The organism is Microbulbifer sp. (assembly GCF_051659245.1).
Taxonomy (GTDB): domain Bacteria; phylum Pseudomonadota; class Gammaproteobacteria; order Pseudomonadales; family Cellvibrionaceae; genus Microbulbifer.
In genome coordinates, this window is the sequence record NZ_JBOFOC010000130.1 from 1 (window position 1) to 18,491 (window position 18,491).

The window sequence follows — 18,491 nt, forward strand, 5'->3', positions numbered from 1 at the left end:
GCCCGCGATCTAGCGGAAAACACCAATCGCGGCCAGGGCCCGCTCCTACAAATCAATGATCAACCGGACGGCGATCCGTCGGGCGGCGATCCGCTGTCACAATTCGCCACAATTCGTGCAGGATATCGCCAACCTTTCCCGATAAAATCGCAAATGCGTATTTACCTTTGTCAGTAAATTGCTGATTTCTCGACTTTGCACAGGGAAAAGCATGAAAACAAAACTGGCTGTTGCGGCTCTAACGCTTGGGCTCGCATTTTCTGTCTTGAAGTCGCCGGAATATGAGCTGTCTGAAAGAGGGCAATGGGTCGCCTACAGAGGTGGCGGACAGCTTCTGGATTACGCAACATTTAACCATCAATGTGTCGCTAATCAGATTGTAAAATCACCGAACACCCATATTGAGAATACGCTGCAGTCTATGGATGCTGCAGTCAAGGCCGGGTTTAGCGCCATTCATTTGAATATCCATCACACGGTTGATGGAAAGTTTGCCGTATTTCACGACTGGACCCTGGACTGTGCCACGAATGGAAGCGGTGTCACCAAAAAGCGGGATATGAAGTACCTGAAGTCCCTGGACGCGGGCTATGGCTACACCTTTGATGGCGGGAAGACTTTTCCCTGGAGGGGAAAAGGCTATAGAGTGGCCTCGCTAGATGAGGTCGTAGAGCGATATCCGCATGTCGAATTGTGGCTCAATATGAAAACCGGCGACAGGAAATCAGTGGTTGCTCTGTTAGCTTACAAGAAGTCTTTACCAGCTCATCAAAGAAGCAGGTTTTTTCATTTTGCCGCGAATAAAAACCTCTCCCTATATACTCCTAATGGTGTGAAGCGATCTGCCCTCAGTATGGAGTCGGGTAAAAAATGCATATTGGACTACATTTTGTACGGCTGGAGCCGCTTTTACCCGGAATCCTGTTCCAATACCAAGGTGGTTGTTCCTCCGTCATTCACCAAGTATTTGTGGGGGTGGCCGGAACAGTTCGCCGCGCGGGCACAAAAGCACGGCAGCCGTGTTTACCTCTGGATGAAACACTCAGAATTCAGCCCGGAGTACGATTTTTTGGATAGGGGAGTGGGGGTGATAATTGGTGATATTGCCGGTGTGAACTCAAGAGATTAATTCTCCCGGATTTCCCGTGTAGGAGCGGCCCATGGCCGCGATCGGTCTTCCGGGTTGCTTCGGGCAATGATCGCGGCCATTGGCCGCTCCTACAAATCAATGATCAACTGCGCGCGATCCGCTGTCAGAATTCGCCACAATTCCCCTTCTTCCCGCCGCTATCCAAACCCGTTTCCGCCCGCTTGCCCCTTTTTAATCCCCTCCAGAACGAAACAAATATGGAGGGATGCAAGTGAACAGGGCACTTTTTTCCGGCCAGCGCATACCGCGCGAACTGCTGGTACTGCCGACCGAGGAATACTACCGCCGCCGCTACCGCGGCGGGAAGCGCGGCCGCTGGCTGCTGTTTCTGATCACCGCGCTGGCGGTGTTTATCGCCGCGGTGGGCGCGCGGGCGGAACAGGCTGTCACTCTGGACGAGGTGGAAAGCGGGGATCTGTTGTTCAACAGCGCAGAGCAGGGCCGCTATGTCCCGGCAGTCCACCTGGCCAGCCATGCGCGTGTCGAGGTGCGGGGCCTGGTGGCGGAAGTACAGCTGGAGCAGGCTTTCGCCAACCGCAGCGACCAGTGGCAGGAGGCGGTGTACGTACTGCCACTGCCGGAACAGGCGGCGGTGAACGGCCTGGAAATCCAGGTGGGCGAACGGCGTATTGTCGGCAAGGTGCGCGAGCGCCAGCAGGCCGCGCAGATCTACAAGGCCGCCCGCGCCGCCGGCAAGCGCGCCGCGCTGTTGGAGCAGCAACGCCCGAACCTGTTTACCAACAAAGTGGCGAATATTGCCCCCGGCGAAACCACGCGCGTGCATATCCGCTACCTGCAGCCGGTGGCCTACGGCGGCGGCACCTTCAGCCTGCGCCTGCCCACCACACTGACACCGCGCTATATTCCCGGCGAGGTGATCGAAGGTGCCGAAACCGGGTTGTCGGTCGATGGTAACGGCTGGGCTCTTCCCTCGGACCAGGTGTCGGACGCCGACAAAATCACTCCATTTATGTGGATTCCACCGGTGGAATCCACCCTTCGGGGCAGCGTAAAGCTGCCCAAAACTGCTCCCGGCAGTTTTGTGCAGCCCGCTGCGGAACTGACTGCAAACAGCAGCCACAAAATTTCCATCGAGGTGAAACTGGACGGTGGGCTGCCCTTGGCGGATATCACCAGCCCCTATCACGATATCGATTTCAAAAAGCACAGCGGCGGAAGCTATTCCGTCACCCTGCGCAACGGCAGTACGGTCATGGATCGGGATTTCGCCCTGCGCTGGCGCCCGCGCGCGTCCGCTATGCCCCGCGCGGCACTGTTTACCGAAAAGGGAACGGCATCGGGCGGAGAAGATGGAGAAAATGGAGAAAATAGAGAAAATGGAGAAAATAGAGAAAATAGAGAAAATGGAGAGGAGCAGGCGAGTACTTACCTGCAACTGCTGCTGTTGCCGCCGGACAGTGCAGAAAAAGTGCGGCGGCTGCCGCGGGAGGTGGTCTACGTGATCGACACCTCCGGCTCCATGGGCGGCAACTCGATTCGCCAGGCCAAGGAGAGTTTGCTGCTGGCACTGTCGCGCCTGCAGCCGGGGGACCGCTTCAATGTGATCGAATTCAACAGCAACACCCGCGCGTTGTTCCCGCGCCCGGCCGCTGCGGACCCGGCCAATATCCAGCACGCCCGCAACTGGGTGGAGAGACTGCAGGCCCACGGCGGCACCGAGATGGCGCCGGCTCTGCGCCTGGCGCTGAGCCAGCAGCTGCCCGGTGACGACAATCTGGTGCGCCAAGTGGTGTTTATCACCGACGGCGCAGTGGGCAATGAGCACGCGCTGTTCGAACTGATTCAGCAATCGCTCGCCGACGCGCGCCTGTTTACCGTCGGCATCGGCTCGGCACCCAACAGTCACTTTATGCGTAAGGCGGCGCAGTTCGGTCGCGGTGCCTCCGTCACTATCGGCGATCTGGGCGAGGTGCAGGAGAAAATGCAGGCGCTGTTTGCCAAGCTGGAAAATCCGCTGGCGACCGATTTGCGGATCACCTGGCCCCAAGGACTGCTGGTGGACGCCTACCCGAAAAGAATTCCCGACCTCTACCGCGGTGAGCCGCTGCAGCTGGTGGCGAAAATTGACAGTGGTGAATTGAATGGCGAGGTGCAGCTGCGCGGGCGCCTGGCGGGCAAGCAGTTTATGCGCAAGCTGGCGCTGAAGGGGAACGGCCCCGACACAAGCGCGGGTATCGGCAGCGTCTGGGCGCGAGCCAAAATTGAGTCGCTGCGCGACCAACAGTTGCAGTCCGGCGAGCAGAACGATGCCGGCAAAGCACTGCGGGAACAGATACTGCAGCTGGCACTGGATCACCAGTTGGCGAGCCCTTACACCAGCTTTGTGGCGGTGGAGGAGGAAGTGGCGCGGCCGCAGGGGGAAAGGCTCGCCAAAAGCACCGTCCCCAACGCCGTGGCCCGAGGGCAGGTGCTGCAGCGCCAGACCTACCCCCGCACTGCGGCCGGTTTCTACGCACAGCTGCTGGTCGCCGCGGGCCTGCTCAGCCTGGCCGGGCTGCTGCGCCGCGGTCGCCTGATGAAAGGTAACCTGTTGCGGTGCCTGCGCGAGCTGTTGAGAAGAATGCTGCCCCAGTCCACCATTTCAGGGCGCCGCGCGCGCGGGCCGGTGGAACGGGGACTGGCCGAGGCTGGAGTGAGGGCTCGCTAATGCTGCGCACTGCACTCTTCGTCGCCTGCCTGCTGGCCGGGCTCTGGCAACTGGGCGCCGCCGCCCAGCTGCTGGTCAAGGCGGAGCTGGCACAGGTGCTGATCCGCGATGCCTGGGAGGAGCGGCTGCAGACGGGTGTCGAAGTGAAGCCCTGGCCCTGGGCGGACACCTGGCCGGTGGCGAAACTGCAGCTGGATCAGCAAGAACCATTGATGGTACTGGCCGGCGGCAGCGGCCAGGCGCTGGCCTTCGGCCCGGGAATGCTGGAAATCTCCGGCGCGCCGGGAGATCCGCGCACCACGGTGATCGCCGCCCACCGCGATACCCATTTCGGCGACCTGGGCAAACTCAAACCCGGCGCACCGATTCAGCTGCAGGACAATCGCGGCCGCTGGCATGGCTACAGGGTCAGGGAGACCCGGGTGGTGGACAGCGGTCGCGAACAGCTGCCGGTTTTCGCCGAGCCGGGGCTGCTGCTGGTGACCTGCTATCCCTTCGATGCGATAGATCCCCGCGGCCCGTTGCGCTACCTGGTGTACGCCGAGTACCTGGGCGGCGCGGCGCCCGTCCAGCTGTGAGGCTGGCCTATACTGGATGGCAGGTTAATCGGTTAAAACACTGCAAAAATCTTTAACTCGGGCACCTGGAGAGGTGCCACCCATTTTGATGGGATGGCGCGAAGCGACCTGGTTGGATGCCCGCGGCCGCAGCCGCCCTGGACGGAGTGCCTGATGTCCGCTCGCAGCGAGAACAGATTCGGTTCGACGCCCATGATCGCCTTGGGCCTGACGCCTCCGCATCTGGTGGAGGACAGTGTGTTGCGCGAGCGGCTGCTGCAAAGGGCCTGCGGCGAGCCGCTGCCCGCGGCGCACCTGTGCCTGGTGACCGCGCCGGCCGGCTACGGCAAGTCCACCTTCCTCGCGCAGTGTCGGCAGCGGCTGCAGGACCGGGGGCTGGCCACCGCCTGGCTGACCCTGGATGAGGAGGATAATGAAGAGGGCTTTTTTTTCTACTGCCTGGGCGCGGCCTTCGGTCAGTTTAACCCGGCGATCACCGGGGAGCTGGTTGAGCGCCGCCTGACGGTGGGCGAGTTCAGCGGCCGGCGCCTGATCACCGAACTGCTCGGATTTCTGGATCCCTCCCAGCATTACGCGCTGTTTCTCGACGATTACCACCACATCCACAACCCGGCGGTGCACGAGGCGTTGCGGCTCCTGCTGCTGCACCTGCCCGACAATCTCTACCTTTTTATCGGTTCGCGCAGCATGCCGCCGGTCCCCCTGTCGCGATACAGTGCGGCCGGCGATCTGTTGCTGCTCGATAGCGGCGACCTGGGTTTCGACAGGGAGGAAACGCGGGCCCTGTTGTGCGACGTCAACCATTTGCAGGTGAGCGGCGAGGAGATGGCACTGTTGTGCGAGAGCACCGGTGGCTGGGCGGCCGTGCTGCAGCTGGCCGCCCTGTCCATGCAGGGTTCCGCCGACCGCAGCCGCCTTGTCAGCGCCTTGTCCGCTAACATTGGGTCCGTGGCCGACTTTCTCACCGAGGAGGTGGTGGCGCAGATGCCCGGGACCCTGGCCGGTTTTTTGCGCCGCATCGCCATACTCGACCGCTTCTGCGCATCCCTGTGCCTGGCCGTCACCGGCGACCGGGAACACAGTTTCGAGCTGGCGCGACTGCAGGATTCCCGCCTTCCGGTGCAGAGTCTGGACGAGAGCGGCGACTGGTACCGGCTGCATCCCCTGTTCCGCAATGCCCTTCAGCGGCAACCGGAGTCTGTTCGCGCGGAGGAGCTGGTGGAGCTGCACCGCCGGGCCAGCGCCTGGTTTGAGAAACACGGATTGATGGCGGAGGCCATACAGCATTCCATCAGCGCTGGCGATGAAGGACGCGCGCTGGAGCTGCTCGACGAGGAGGGGATCAGCCTTCTGGTTCAGGGTTACGTGTCCCGGTTCCTCGGCCTGGTCCGGCGCCTGCCGGAGTCGCTGCTGCGGGAGAGCCGGGGGACGCTGATCCAACTGGCCTGGCTGCAGGTGCTCTGCAACCGGTTGCCTCAGGCGCGGCGGCTGCTGGAAGAGCTCAAGAGCCGCAGGTATTCCCTCGAGCCGGCACAGTGGGTGGAGGTCAACTGCATCGAGGCGAACCTGTACGCCTACGACGACCAACTGGACAAGGCGGCGCAACTGACGGACACCTGGCTGCCCCGCTGTCCCCGAGAACCGGTATATCTCCGCGACTGCTTCAGGCTGCTGCCGGGTATGTTGCACTACGTCCGGCGGGAGTACGCGCAGGTGCTGGAAATAGCCCGGGAGGTGTTGGCGGCTCCCACGGTTCCGAAGCAGGTCTACAACCAGGCTTGGGCCGCCTGCCTTGCCGCGCTTGTCTATCTCGCCGGCGCCCGGCTCAAGGAGGGCATCGGGTATGTGGAGCAGCAGCTGGAGAATATCCTGCGCCACGTGATGCCCAACTCCGAGGGGGTGGCCCTGCTGGAGTCGATGACCGGGATCCTCTGCTACCAGCGGGGAGAGCTACAGCGGGCCGAAACCCTGTTCCAGCGGGGGCTTGAAGCGCTGCGGATCTATGCGACCGTCGACATGGTCATTGGTGTGCTCAGCGCGCGCGCGCGGCTGCTGCACGGCGCGGGCGATACCCAGGGCGCCCTCGACTATCTGGACGAGATGCAGTCGCTGGCGGAGGAGCGCGGCTGGACGCGCCTGCGCGCCTGTGTCGTGCACGAGCGGGTGCGGCTGCTGCTGGCGCTGGGCGAACTGGGGCGGGCCAGGGCCTGTTTCGACGAGTGGCAGCACCACGGGGAACCCCTTCCCCCTCCTTCGGGCTACACTCAGGCGAATATCGAAGAGTGGATCGGGGTTGCCAAAGTGCGCCTGATCCTGGCCGAAGGTGATGCGGTAAAGGCCGCACATTTGCTGAAGGCATTGATCGGGGAGTCTATCGAAAACGGCCAGGTATTGCGGGCCATGGAACTGCAGGTATTACTGGCCAAGACCTATCTGTCGGAGAACAAACCGGATCAGGCCAAACAGGCGCTGATGGACGCACTGGCCCTGGATCCGGAGAGCGGAGTCATTCAGCTGTTTCGCGACGAGGGCGAGGAGGTGATCGCGGCACTGACGGCGCTCAGGCAGGATCTGGGATTCTCCGCCGGACCGGAGCAGCGAGAGTTGTGGCAACAGCAGATAGATACCATCATCACTCCCGTTCAAACCGACGGAGAGACGAAGGTCGATCTGGCCGGCGAACTGACCAAAATGGAGCTGGCAATCCTGGCGCTGGTGGTGGAGGGCTATTCCAACAAGGAAATCTCCGAGAGCCTGTGCGTGTCTACCAACGCCGTCAAGACCCACCTGAAATCCGCCTACGGAAAACTGGGCGTATCCCGGCGCACCCAGGCGGTGCGTCGCCTGCTGCAGCTGGGAATTTTCGAATAGCCGGGGACGGATTACCTGGCCGGTGGCGAAATCGCATCTGGATCAAAAACCGTCCGGGTTCTTTCTTCAACTGCCCGGCCTGCCTGCGACTATCGGGGTTATCGAAGCCGCCCCCTGCGTTGCGCGACCTGCAGCCCCAGAGGCTGTATCTCGCCAGGACCGTGACCGAAAAGCAATTTCCGGACTCGATTTTATAACTACTCTTAGCGGTTTTTCCGCAATATCGTCCGTATACGAGCCGATTCAGCATATATTTGTTTTAGTAATTGGTTTTAATTGTTACTAATTGTCCTATCTGGAAAAACTTTTGTAGTAATACTACAATCGCCCCCGCTTGAGGCTTGCCACGACCGTCCAGCTGCCGAGCGGCTGGCCTGGGTGGGCCAACTTTCACTGTCGAATTACGAATGGCGGAAGAGAGGTACCCTTTCTTTCTGTCCCGGTAGTAAGTCGAGCCGGACGGCGATGTCAGGTCCCGCGCGATTCCTTTACCAGAGGGGGCACCGTCGCCCCAGCGCTGTACTTTGTCCAGTTGCCAACATTGATTCTGAATAAGAAAGACCGACTCGACGTCGCACAATTCGCCGAGGAGCACTTGATGCACGAAGAAACCGACAACCAGGAAACGCAGGAGTGGCTGGATGCGCTACAGGCGGTGATCCGCTACAGTGGCAAGGAACGTGCCGCATTTCTGTTGAAGCAGCTGTCCGACCGCGCCACCGATGCGGGAGTGAAGCTGCCCCCGGCCATCACCACCCACTACCGCAACACCATTCCGACCAGTGCGGAAAAGCGCATGCCCGGCGACCTGTTCATGGAGCGGCGCATCCGCTCGCTGATCCGCTGGAACGCGCTGGCCATGGTGGTGCGCGCCAACCAGAATGACGACGCTCTGGGCGGGCATATCGCCAGCTTCTCCTCCGCGGCCACGCTGTACGATGTTGGCTTCAACTACTTCTTCCGCGGCAACGAAGGCGAGCAACTGGGCGATCTGATCTTCTTCCAGGGCCACAGCTCCCCGGGTATCTACGCCCGCTCCTATCTCGAGGGCCGCTTCGATGAAGAGCAGATGGACAACTTCCGCCGCGAAGTGAACGGCAACGGCCTGTCCTCCTACCCGCACCCCTGGCTGATGCCGGACTACTGGCAGTTCCCCACCGTATCCATGGGCCTGGGCCCGATTCAGGCCATCTACCAGGCGCACATGATGCGCTACCTGTCCGCCCGCGGGCTGTCTCCGCGGGGCGACCGCAAGGTATGGGCCTTCCTCGGCGACGGCGAGTGCGACGAGCCGGAAACCCTCGGCGCCATCTCCCTGGCCGGCCGTGAGAACCTCGAGAACCTGGTGTTCGTGGTCAACTGTAACCTGCAGCGCCTCGACGGCCCGGTGCGCGGCAACGGCAAGATCGTCCAGGAACTGGAAGGCGTCTTCCGCGGCGCCGGCTGGAACGTGATCAAGGTCCTTTGGGGCCGCCTTTGGGACCCGCTGCTGGAAAAAGACGACAAGGGTCTGCTGCAGAAAGTCATGGACGAGGTGGTCGATGGCGAGATGCAGAACTTCAAGGCCAACGGCGGTGCCTACACCCGCGAGCACTTCTTCGGCAAGTATCCGGAGCTGCTGGAGATGGTCAAGGACCTCTCCGACGATGAAATCATGAAGCTGAACCGCGGCGGCCACGACCCCTACAAAGTCTACGCCGCCTACGCCGAGGCCATGGCCAACAAGGGCCAGCCCACGGTGATCCTGGCGCAGACGGTAAAAGGTTACGGCCTGGGCGCCGCCGGTGAAGCGGCCATGGACACCCACTCGGTGAAGAAGCTGGACCTGGACGCCCTAAAGCGCTTCCGCGACCGCTTCGGTATCCCGCTGTCCGACAAGGAGCTGGAGGAGGTTCCCTACTACCGCCCGGCACCGGACAGCCCGGAAATGAAGTATATGGCCGAGCGCCGCAAGTCCCTGGGCGGCCCGGTGCCGTCGCGCAAGGCGGACTTCCCCGCCTTGAAGGTGCCCGGCCTGGACGCTTTCAGCGCCCTGACCAAGGGCTCCGGCGACCGCGAAATTTCCACCACCATGGCCTTCGTGCGCGCCATCGCCGCGCTGGTGAAAGACAAGAACATGGGCCAGAACGTGGCGCCCATCGTCCCCGACGAGGCGCGCACCTTCGGTATGGAAGGCCTGTTCCGCCAGTTGGGCATCTACTCTTCCCAAGGGCAGAAATACACCCCGGTCGACCACGGCCAGATCATGTATTACAAGGAAGACAAGAAGGGCCAGGTGCTGGAAGAGGGCATCAACGAGGCCGGCGCCATGTCCGCGTGGATTGCGCTGGCGACCGCCTACAGCAACCACGGCGTGCCCATGGTGCCCTTCTATATCTACTACTCCATGTTCGGCTTCCAGCGCATCGGCGACCTGGCCTGGGCCGCCGGCGACATGCAGGCGCGGGGCTTCCTGATCGGCGCCACCGCCGGCCGCACCACCCTGAATGGCGAGGGCCTGCAGCACCAGGACGGCCACAGCCACGTGCTGGCATCCACCATCCCGAACTGCAAGAGCTACGATCCGGCCTACGGCTATGAACTGGCGGTAATTATCCAGCACGGCCTGAAGGAGATGTACGAGGAGAAGAAGAACGTCTTCTACTACATCACCATCGAGAACGAGAACTACCTGCAGCCGGAAATGCCCCAGGGCGTGGAAGAGGGCATTATCCGCGGCATCTACCGCGTCAGGTCTGGTGCCAGGAAAAGCGGCAAAGGCAAGGCGGCCAAGAAGCATGTCCAACTGATCGGTGGCGGCACCATCCTGCGCGAAGTGCTGGCCGGGGCGGAAATCCTCGCGAAGGAGTTCGGAGTGACCTCCGACGTGTGGAACCTCACCTCCGGTGTGGAAGCCGCCCGCGAGGGACAGGACGTGGCGCGCTGGAATATGCTGCACCCGGAGGACGAACCGCGCAAACCCTGGATTACCCAGCAGTTCGAAGGCAACGAATTCCCGGTGGTGGCCGCCACCGACTACATTCGTTCCTACGTGGAGCCGCTGCGGGAATTCATTCCCGGGGACCTCACGGTACTGGGCACCGACGGCTTCGGCCGCAGCGACAGCCGCGAACAGCTGCGCCGCTTCTTCGAAGTGGATCGCAACTATGTGGTCGTCGCCGCGCTGAACGGCCTGGTGAAGCAGGGCGTGATCGACGCAAAAGAAGTGAGCGAGGCCATCCGGAAGCTCAATGTCGATCCGGAAAAAATTAACCCGCGTATCAGCTGAGGCACGCTCGAAAGGAAGGCAAAAACATGGCAAAGCAAGTCATTAAAGTGCCTGATCTCGGCGGTGCCGATCAGGTGGACGTGATTGAAATTACCGTGGCGGCGGGCGATACCGTCGCGGAAGAGGATTCACTGATTGTAGTGGAGGGCGACAAGGCCTCCATGGACGTGCCCTCTCCCTATGCGGGCAAAATCCTCAGCATCTCCGTGTCCGAAGGGGACAAGGTCTCCGAGGGCGATGTGATCGGCGAGATCGAAACAGAGGCCGAGGGCGAGGCAAAAGACGAGGAAAAGGCGGAAGCCGAACCGGAGGAGGAGAAATCCTCTGAGCCGGAAAAGGTCGAAGAGGAGTCGGCCGGGACCACCGGTGGCGAAACCTCCGAGGCCGGAGAGGAGAAGGAAGAATCCATCACCATCCCCGACCTGGGCGGTGCCGACCAGGTGGACGTAATCGAAATCATTGTAGAGCCCGGCGACGAAGTGTCCGAGGGCGATTCGCTGGTAGTGCTGGAGGGCGACAAGGCCTCCATGGACGTTCCCTCGCCGGCTTCCGGTACCGTGGTATCCATCGCGGTGAAGGAGGGCGACAAGGTCTCCGCCGGTGACGACCTGGGTGTGTTGAAAGTGGTGTCCTCCGGCGCTGCGAAGAAGCCTACGGAAGAGAAACCCGCGGAGAAGGAAGCCCCGGCCAAAAAAGAGGAAAAGCCCGCCGAAGCGACCGAGAGCGCGGCGCCGCAGAAGGACCACCAGGTGGAGCGGGACCTCACCGTCTCCACGGAAGTCTACGCCGGCCCCGCGGTGCGCAAGCTGGCGAGGGAACTGGGCGTGACCCTGAACAAGGTCAAACCCAGCGGCCCCCGCAGCCGCGTCACCAAGGACGACCTGCACGCCTATATCAAGGAGCAGGTGAAAAAGGCGGAGAGCGGTGGCGCCCTGGGCGTCGGCGCCGGTATCGGCATTGCCAAGATGCCGGAAGTGGATTTCGGCCAGTTCGGCCCGGTAACCGCCGAGCCTATGTCCAAGATTCACAAGCTCACCGCCGCCAATATGGCCCGCAACTGGCTCAACGTGCCCCACGTCACCCAGTTCGACGATGCGGATATCACCGAGCTGGAGGAGTTCCGCAAATCCATGAAAGCGGAGGCGGAAAAGCGCGGCGTGAGACTCACCCCCGTGCCCTTCCTGCTCAAGGCCGCCGCCGCCGCGCTGCGCGCCGAGCCCAGCTTCAATGTATCGCTGCACAACGACGGCGAACACATTGTGCGCAAGGACTACGTGCATATCGGCATGGCGGTGGATACCCCCAAGGGCCTGATGGTGCCGGTGATCCGCGACGTGGACCGCAAGGGCTTGTACGAACTGGCCGAAGAGGCCAGCGAGATGGCGCTGAAGGCGCGTGACGGTAAGCTGAAACCGCGGGATATGCAGGGCGCCTGCTTCACCATTTCCAGCCTCGGCGCCATCGGCGGCACCGGCTTTACGCCGATCGTCAACGCGCCGGAAGTGGGTATCCTCGGTGTTTCCAAGCTGAGTGTGCAGCCGGTGTGGAACGGTAAGGAATTTGTGCCCCGGCAGATGCTGCCGCTGGCGCTGTCCTACGACCACCGCGCGGTAAACGGCAGCGATGCGGGGCGCTTTATGACCTACCTGGTCAACGTGCTGGGCGACGTGCGCCGCCTGTTGCTCTAACCCGCCACCCCTCCCTTGTAGGAGCGGCGGGGCGGCCATCCGCCCATGGCCGCGATCGATGGTGAAGTTTCACACGGTCGCGGCCATGGGCCGCCCGCTCCTACGCCTCTACTCGATGAATTCCGCGCATAAATTGTCGCGCACCCCCTAGCCAAAAATCCCGCCAGCTACACTGAAGAATACAAACCTTTCGCGCCACTCTGAAAGAAAAGAGGTATTCGGAAATGAAGCGCATAGGGACATTCGCCCTGCCAGTGGTAACAGCGCTGGCCCTGCAGGGCTGCATTCTTCTTCCCATCGACAACAAGGACGGCTTCGATCCCTTCTTTTTCGACCCGGATGACACCAGTCACAGCGCCGACTTTGTCGAGGTCGGCAATTACCAGCCCGATTCCTATACACCGCCGGCGGCAAGCCGCCACTGCAGTGTGGAGGGGGAAATGCACTCGGTGGGTTCCGCCTGCTGGTTTTTTCCAGTAATGCGGGTCTACTAATTTCGGGACTCGGGACTCGGGACTCGGGGGAGAGGGGGCACCCTACAGAGGAATTTCCAATGCCGAAACGAACGATATTTTTTTCCGCATTTGCCGCCTCTTTGCTGTTGGCCGGCTGCGGCGTCACCGATGCCCGCGACCAAGTGGTTTATCCCCACAGCAAACCGATTCCCCGCACTGCCCCCTATGCGGAACAGAGGACCAGCTGTCCCGGCGATGCCGAGGAACTCGCTTCCGGTTCCATCTGCCCACCGGACGCCCAGTGTTTTGAAATCTACAGCGGCCGCCGCTGTATCGTCTATGAAAAGTAAATCCGCGATAACCGCGATCGCCGCAGCTGCTTTACTTGGCGGCTGCGCCGGTTGGGACGGCTACTGGAACGACCTCTGCGGCACCCCGCAGGTCTACACCCACCAGGCCATTCCGCTGGAGGAGATGCCGGCCTTCCCACGCCACTGCCTGCCGGGTGACACGGAGGTGATGGCCTACTCCCAATGCCCGGTCGGCGAAGCCGCCTGCTATCAGCTGGATACCGGCAACTGGTGCACCGGTATCAGCATGGCCCAGTGCCCGGGCGGCTCCATCCCGATCGCCGTGGACGTACAGTGTCCGGTCGCCGGCAGCTGCTGGATGCATTCCAGTGGGCTGCGCTGCCACTCGGTATAGCAGAGGAGTACGGCTATGCGGCAGATACACGGCCGCGGGCTCGGTTGGAATCGCGATCTCCCGGATATTCGCGATTACACACCCTCGACGAAATCGGTGTCGGGAATACTCGGTAAGTCCACGCCGCTGAAGCAGGCGCTGAAGGCGCCGCCGCCCTCCGTGGACCTGCGCAAATTCTGCTCGCCGATCGAAGACCAGGGGCAGCTGGGTTCCTGCACCGCCCATGCCGGCGTCGGCATGCTGGAATACTTTGAGCGGAGAGCTTTCGGCAAACACCTGGATGCCTCGCGGCTGTTTCTCTACAAGGTGACCCGGCAATTACTCGGTTTCACCGGGGACGATGGCGCCTTTCTGCGCGACACCATGAAAGCGATGGTCCTGTTCGGTGTGCCGGCGGAGAAGTACTGGCCCTACGATCCCGAGAAGTTCAACGACGATCCCAGCAGTTTCTGTTTCACCTTCGCACAGAATTACAAGGCAATCGAGTACTTCCGGCTCGACCCCCCGGATGTGCACAGAAGTGAACTGCTCACCAGAATTAAGGAGAGCCTCGCCGGCCAGTTGACGGCGATGTTCGGCTTTACGGTCTACTCGTCCATGCCGCCTCCGGGCGATGGCAAAGGTGAGATTCCCTTCCCGACCACCGGCGACTCCTTCGAGGGCGGCCATGCGGTGCTCGCCGTCGGCTATGATGATGAAAAGAAAATCGCCGGACAGAAGGGCGCCCTGCTGGTTCGCAATTCCTGGGGAACGGGCTGGGGCATGGAGGGTTACGGTTGGCTGCCCTATGCTTATATTGAAGCCGGGCTGGCGACGGACTTCTGGTCCATGGTCAGGGCCGATTTCGTCGATACCGATTTGTTCAAGGCCTGATGTGCCGTCCGGCCCGTTCGATGGGCTTTTTATCTGCAACAGTCGAGGAGGTTCGCATGCAGAGTTATCACATCACCAAAGAGGGCGATCACTGGAAACTGGCCAGGGAGGGCTCCGCTCGAGCCTCGCTGACCGCGGAAACCAAACGGGAGATTATCAGCGCCACCAGTACCTTTATGAAGGGCAAGGAGGCTTTGGTAAAGATCCACAAACTGGATGGTGGAATTCAGGAGGAGAGGACCTATGTGACCGGAAGCAATCCTGGCGGAACCAGTCCCCGCGCAAGCAGTTCCCGCGGGAAAAAGTCCGAGTCCGGTAAAACCAAGTCGGCCCGGCGCCCGCGCCGGCTCCAGTGACGATAGACTTCACTTGAGCTGCCGGCAAAGTGCCGGGACCGGGAGTTCGGAATCATTGGTTCCCAAATCCCGGCCCCGGCATTTTGGTTTTGATTCGCAGTTTTGGACTTTGCCGGCAATCTGGGCTGGTCCGCTTTTCCTATGATCAGGGTCGATTAAAGCCAATTGTAACTACTCACCCATAGGGAACCTGCATTGGCTTAAGCGAGCCACCCTGTAGGAGCGGGCCATGCCCGCGATCGGGTTCTGTTCGCGGGCATGTCGGATGGCCGCCCCGCCGCTCCTACAGAGGTGAGCAGGTACAGCCAATTAAAAAATTCCACCAATTCCTCCAGTCAGATACTTCGTGTAGAGTTTGGGTGTAGCGGATACAGGAACCGGCCTGCGATACGGAGAACGTTCAATAGTTCTATAGAGACAGGGGTATGAGCTGGATAGGGGGCGTGCTGATCGCGATAGACCAGCTGGGCAATGCAATTGCCGGCGGCAACCCGGATGCCACTATTTCCGCGCGGACCGGTTATTTTGCCAGGGTGGAAGACACCCCGTTCAGGCCCTACTGGAAGGTGATGGAGCGGATTATCGATTTTGCCTTCCTGCCAATCGACGGCCCGGACCACTGCTACAAGGCCTATCTGTCGGACAAGGACGAGAAAAATGAAGAGGGCAGCGATATCATGCGCGGCCTGCTGGGGATTATCGTCATTCTGGTCTGTATCCCCCTTTCTGTCGTCACCAGGATCTATACCTTCGTTTTTCCCTGGACGAAATATAGAATCTGAGCCCCGGGAAAATTGATAACAGGCGCTTTTCGGCTGTTGGCCGGGACTGAAAGCGCTGTGGCTTGTGGCTTCTTTATCTGAACTGATTGATTTTTCAATGACCATTGAACCTGTTGAAAAGTATATAGAGTATTTCAGACGGTGTTATCGCGCCGACAGTTCCGATCTCTCCCTGACGAATATAACCAAGGTCCGCAAGGACAGGCTTATCCATTTCCCGGAGAGGGACTTCCTCGCCTGCGGGGAGCTGTCGAGGATTCCTCTGGTTGGGGAAGCAGCGCAGTCTCTGCTGGAGCAGTCCGATACTTACCGAAGGGAAAGGCGGCTGGTCTACGGATGCCTGATGGTTACCGGTACCGTCGACCAGGCCGGGGGCTTCTCAAACAGGCGAAAGCTATTCTCTCCACTGATCTACTTCCCGGCAAACCTGATCACGGAGGAGGATATCTATCTGGATATCGACACTACCGATATCCGGGCAAATCTTGCGCTGCTGAGGCTGCTGCTCAAACCGGAGTTTGAGGCGAGTGCCGTGGACAGTTTCCCCGACCTGGAGTGGCCCCTTACCGCCGGCTGCATCGGGGATATATCCCGCTGGCTGCAGAAATATACCCTGGTTGACGAGGTGGAGGAGCTCGGCCGCTGGCCACTCCTCGCCGATGCGAAGATCCTGGCGGAGAGGTCGGGGAAAAGCCGGTTGCTGGTGACCAGTGCCTGTAGCCTGATTCTGGCCGATCGGTCCCGGGGCGTCCGGGGTGTTTTGCACGAACTTTCCCTGCTTGTCGAAGTGGAGAAGTATTCGGGTCCGCTGGAAATATTGTTGGGCGGTGGCTCCTCTCCTCCAGAGAGAGGAATCAGCGAGCCGGATATGCTGCCGGGCCTTCTCAGCGAGGCACAGAGAAAGGCGCTGCGCAATGCGGCGAAGTATCCCCTCAGCCTGGTGTCAGGTCCGCCCGGTACCGGAAAGAGCTTTACCATCGCCGCCATGGCCATAGACCGGATGCTGCGGGGAGAATCCGTACTGATCGTTGCAAAGACGGACCAGGCAATCGACGTACTGGGAAGTAAATTGAGAGAGGATTACGGGCTCACCACCGGTTATGTGCACACCAGGAGCCGCAGCTTCCTCAAGTCGATGAAGGAGTACCTGGACTCCCTGCTCAAGCTGGGGATAGAGCCGGCAGAGCCTCCGCCGGAAAAACTCAGATCCCGTCTCAAGTCCACCCGGCGTGCACTTTCCCGGCTGGAGAAGCGATTTGCCGGAGCACTTCGGGTCGCCAGGCTGCTGGGCGCCGATACCGGCGTATCCCGGATTGCCAGACTGTTCGCCCGGGTCCGCAGTTCGCTGCTGGGAGAGGGTGTGCTCTGGGGCTTTCAAAATTCCATAGGGGATTTGCAGCGGAGTTTTGAAAAGCAGGCGGTGGAAACTATCAATGCCTACCGGCAGGCGCGCCTGCACCAGCTGCTGAACGACGAGAGAGCCAGTCTTTCCCGGTTCAACCGGGCCCTGCGGGCCAGAACCTCCGGAAAGCAGACGGAGCTGTTTGGAGAAATGGACTTTTCCACGGTACTGCGCGCGTTTCCGATTTGGCTGGTGGGCGCCGACGAACTCAACCGGGTTCTGCCTCTCGGCTGTTCCATGTTCGACTTGGTGATATTCGACGAGTCCACCCAGTGTGATATTGCCAGCGCGCTACCCGCGCTGTATCGAGCCAGACGCGCGGTTGTGGTCGGGGACGGAAAGCAGTTGAGGCATGTTTCCTTTCTTTCTGGAGCCCGGCAGCAGGCCATCTGGCGGGATTGCGGCTTCGAAGGAACGCTTGAGTCCGGCTACAGCTATCGGGACCAGTCCCTGCTGGACCTGGCATCGGACTACATTGCCACCCAGGATGCGGTGACCCTGTTGGATGAGCACTACCGGAGCAGGCCTGAACTGATCGCCTTCAGTAACTGGCAGTTTTATGCGAGCCGTTTGAAGGTAATGCAGTCCCGACCCGGAGCCTCTCAGTCATCGGCCCTGGAGTTTGTGAAGATCGAGGGCCGCCGAACTTCCACCGGAAGAAATTCCGCGGAGCGGGACTACGTCGTACAGGAGATTCGGGCCCATACGGAAAAATACCGGGCATCGCCGGTAAAGCCCACGATCGGTGTGCTTTCCCCTTTCCGGGAGCAGGCCGAATTCCTGGACCGGGAGATCAGGAAGGCGGTTTCCCCCGATACGTTTCGGGATTTCCTGGTGCGGGTTTCCACACCCTATGGATTCCAGGGAGAAGAGCGGGATGTGATGTTGATTTCCCTGTCGCTCGACAATGAGTCGGCCAGGGCGGCGGCCTATCTGAACAGGGAGGACGTCTTCAACGTCTCCATAACCCGGGCCAAGGAGCGACAGGTTGTTGTGCACTCTATCAATGAGGCCTCGCTACCCTCGGAGAACCTGCTGCGCCGATACCTCTCCTTCAATCATTTTGGAAACAGGAACTCCCCCACGGAGGATATTCTGTGCCAGTTCTCGGGGGAGGTGAAGGACCGGCTGGAGGAGAAAGGCATAAATATCTGGATCGGCTTCACCATAGCGGGCCAGGAGATCGATGTGGTTTGCGAGCGGGCAGGGAAGGTTGTCGGTATCGACCTGATTGGCTACCCCGGGGAGTTCCTGGAGCACTTCAGCGTGCAGACCTATAAAACCCTGTACCGCGCCGGTATTCATGTGATTCCCCTGTCGTACCGGCAGTGGGAAAGCGACAGGCCCGGGTGCGTGAACAGGATAATGGACTTTTTGAATCGAGCGTGAGAGAAAACGATTTATTCTTCAGCCGTTTTCCTGGGCATGACTGACAGTAGGGCACCTCTAATTGTGGCCGTAGGGTGCGCCGTGCGCACCGAAAGGCTCTGGAGCGCGCATCAGCTCTGGTGTGGTGCGCTCGGCGCACTCTGCGTCGCTCAGCCAAGAGCCTGTTTAAACCCCAATGTTGCATAAATTTCCGGCATGTAGCACCAATAACGCTATAAATGTAGGGGTTTAACGCCATTTAAGCGCTGTCGGAGAACTTCACCGACGGTGAACTCTTGCGACAGGCAAAATAAGCTGATTTTTTTC

At 60.6% G+C, this 18,491-nt stretch carries 13 protein-coding genes; all 13 read left to right on the forward strand.

All coding sequences use genetic code 11. The annotated features are described in order from the left end of the window. The first annotated feature begins 211 nt into the window (after positions 1 to 211). A complete protein-coding gene (locus tag ACRC0P_RS13455; protein ID WP_438631753.1) occupies positions 212 to 1,129 on the forward strand; it encodes a glycerophosphodiester phosphodiesterase family protein in 918 nt (305 codons plus the stop codon). 232 nt (positions 1,130 to 1,361) lie between these two features. After that, positions 1,362 to 3,818, forward strand: coding sequence for a marine proteobacterial sortase target protein (locus tag ACRC0P_RS13460; protein WP_438631755.1), 2,457 nt, complete (start codon positions 1,362 to 1,364; stop codon positions 3,816 to 3,818). Next, positions 3,818 to 4,396 (forward strand): class GN sortase, encoded by a 579-nt coding sequence (locus ACRC0P_RS13465; protein WP_438631757.1) that lies wholly within the window; start codon positions 3,818 to 3,820, stop codon positions 4,394 to 4,396. Before ACRC0P_RS13460 ends, ACRC0P_RS13465 begins: the two co-directional genes overlap by 1 nt. A 153-nt stretch (positions 4,397 to 4,549) precedes the next feature. Further along, a complete protein-coding gene (locus ACRC0P_RS13470; RefSeq protein WP_438631759.1) occupies positions 4,550 to 7,267 on the forward strand; it encodes a LuxR C-terminal-related transcriptional regulator in 2,718 nt (905 codons plus the stop codon). A gap of 598 nt (positions 7,268 to 7,865) precedes the next feature. After that, positions 7,866 to 10,535 (forward strand): pyruvate dehydrogenase (acetyl-transferring), homodimeric type, encoded by a 2,670-nt coding sequence (gene aceE, locus ACRC0P_RS13475; protein ID WP_438631761.1) that lies wholly within the window; start codon positions 7,866 to 7,868, stop codon positions 10,533 to 10,535. Between the two features lie 26 nt (positions 10,536 to 10,561). Beyond that, on the forward strand, positions 10,562 to 12,223 hold the full coding sequence (gene aceF / locus ACRC0P_RS13480; RefSeq protein WP_438631763.1) for a dihydrolipoyllysine-residue acetyltransferase: 1,662 nt from the start codon (positions 10,562 to 10,564) through the stop codon (positions 12,221 to 12,223). A gap of 224 nt (positions 12,224 to 12,447) precedes the next feature. After that, the gene (locus tag ACRC0P_RS13485; protein WP_438631765.1) at positions 12,448 to 12,717 is read left to right on the forward strand and encodes a hypothetical protein; all 270 of its coding nucleotides are present in this window, start codon (positions 12,448 to 12,450) and stop codon (positions 12,715 to 12,717) included. A 59-nt stretch (positions 12,718 to 12,776) separates the two neighbouring features. Beyond that, on the forward strand, positions 12,777 to 13,028 hold the full coding sequence (locus ACRC0P_RS13490; RefSeq protein ID WP_438631767.1) for a hypothetical protein: 252 nt from the start codon (positions 12,777 to 12,779) through the stop codon (positions 13,026 to 13,028). After that, positions 13,018 to 13,383 (forward strand): hypothetical protein, encoded by a 366-nt coding sequence (locus ACRC0P_RS13495; RefSeq protein WP_438631769.1) that lies wholly within the window; start codon positions 13,018 to 13,020, stop codon positions 13,381 to 13,383. Before ACRC0P_RS13490 ends, ACRC0P_RS13495 begins: the two co-directional genes overlap by 11 nt. Before the next feature lie 15 nt (positions 13,384 to 13,398). After that, positions 13,399 to 14,256 (forward strand): C1 family peptidase, encoded by an 858-nt coding sequence (locus tag ACRC0P_RS13500; protein ID WP_438631771.1) that lies wholly within the window; start codon positions 13,399 to 13,401, stop codon positions 14,254 to 14,256. 56 nt (positions 14,257 to 14,312) lie between these two features. Beyond that, positions 14,313 to 14,612, forward strand: coding sequence for a DUF2188 domain-containing protein (locus ACRC0P_RS13505; protein ID WP_438631773.1), 300 nt, complete (start codon positions 14,313 to 14,315; stop codon positions 14,610 to 14,612). A 425-nt stretch (positions 14,613 to 15,037) separates the two neighbouring features. Continuing rightward, the gene (locus ACRC0P_RS13510; protein WP_438631775.1) at positions 15,038 to 15,394 is read left to right on the forward strand and encodes a hypothetical protein; all 357 of its coding nucleotides are present in this window, start codon (positions 15,038 to 15,040) and stop codon (positions 15,392 to 15,394) included. 97 nt (positions 15,395 to 15,491) lie between these two features. Next, positions 15,492 to 18,185 (forward strand): DEAD/DEAH box helicase, encoded by a 2,694-nt coding sequence (locus ACRC0P_RS13515; protein WP_438631777.1) that lies wholly within the window; start codon positions 15,492 to 15,494, stop codon positions 18,183 to 18,185. Positions 18,186 to 18,491 lie beyond the last annotated feature (306 nt).

Excerpts from the sequence above, each read along its gene's own strand:
- ACRC0P_RS13485 (WP_438631765.1), top strand. The coding sequence starts at position 12,448 with ATGAAGCGCATAGGGACATTCGCCCTGCCAGTGGTAACAGCGCTGGCC.
- ACRC0P_RS13495 (WP_438631769.1), top strand. The coding sequence starts at position 13,018 with ATGAAAAGTAAATCCGCGATAACCGCGATCGCCGCAGCTGCTTTACTT.
- aceF (WP_438631763.1), top strand. The coding sequence starts at position 10,562 with ATGGCAAAGCAAGTCATTAAAGTGCCTGATCTCGGCGGTGCCGATCAG.
- ACRC0P_RS13515 (WP_438631777.1), top strand. The coding sequence starts at position 15,492 with ATGACCATTGAACCTGTTGAAAAGTATATAGAGTATTTCAGACGGTGT.
- ACRC0P_RS13470 (WP_438631759.1), top strand. The coding sequence starts at position 4,550 with ATGTCCGCTCGCAGCGAGAACAGATTCGGTTCGACGCCCATGATCGCC.
- ACRC0P_RS13505 (WP_438631773.1), top strand. The coding sequence starts at position 14,313 with ATGCAGAGTTATCACATCACCAAAGAGGGCGATCACTGGAAACTGGCC.
- ACRC0P_RS13500 (WP_438631771.1), top strand. The coding sequence starts at position 13,399 with ATGCGGCAGATACACGGCCGCGGGCTCGGTTGGAATCGCGATCTCCCG.
- aceE (WP_438631761.1), top strand. The coding sequence starts at position 7,866 with ATGCACGAAGAAACCGACAACCAGGAAACGCAGGAGTGGCTGGATGCG.
- ACRC0P_RS13510 (WP_438631775.1), top strand. The coding sequence starts at position 15,038 with ATGAGCTGGATAGGGGGCGTGCTGATCGCGATAGACCAGCTGGGCAAT.
- ACRC0P_RS13465 (WP_438631757.1), top strand. The coding sequence starts at position 3,818 with ATGCTGCGCACTGCACTCTTCGTCGCCTGCCTGCTGGCCGGGCTCTGG.
- ACRC0P_RS13490 (WP_438631767.1), top strand. The coding sequence starts at position 12,777 with ATGCCGAAACGAACGATATTTTTTTCCGCATTTGCCGCCTCTTTGCTG.
- ACRC0P_RS13455 (WP_438631753.1), top strand. The coding sequence starts at position 212 with ATGAAAACAAAACTGGCTGTTGCGGCTCTAACGCTTGGGCTCGCATTT.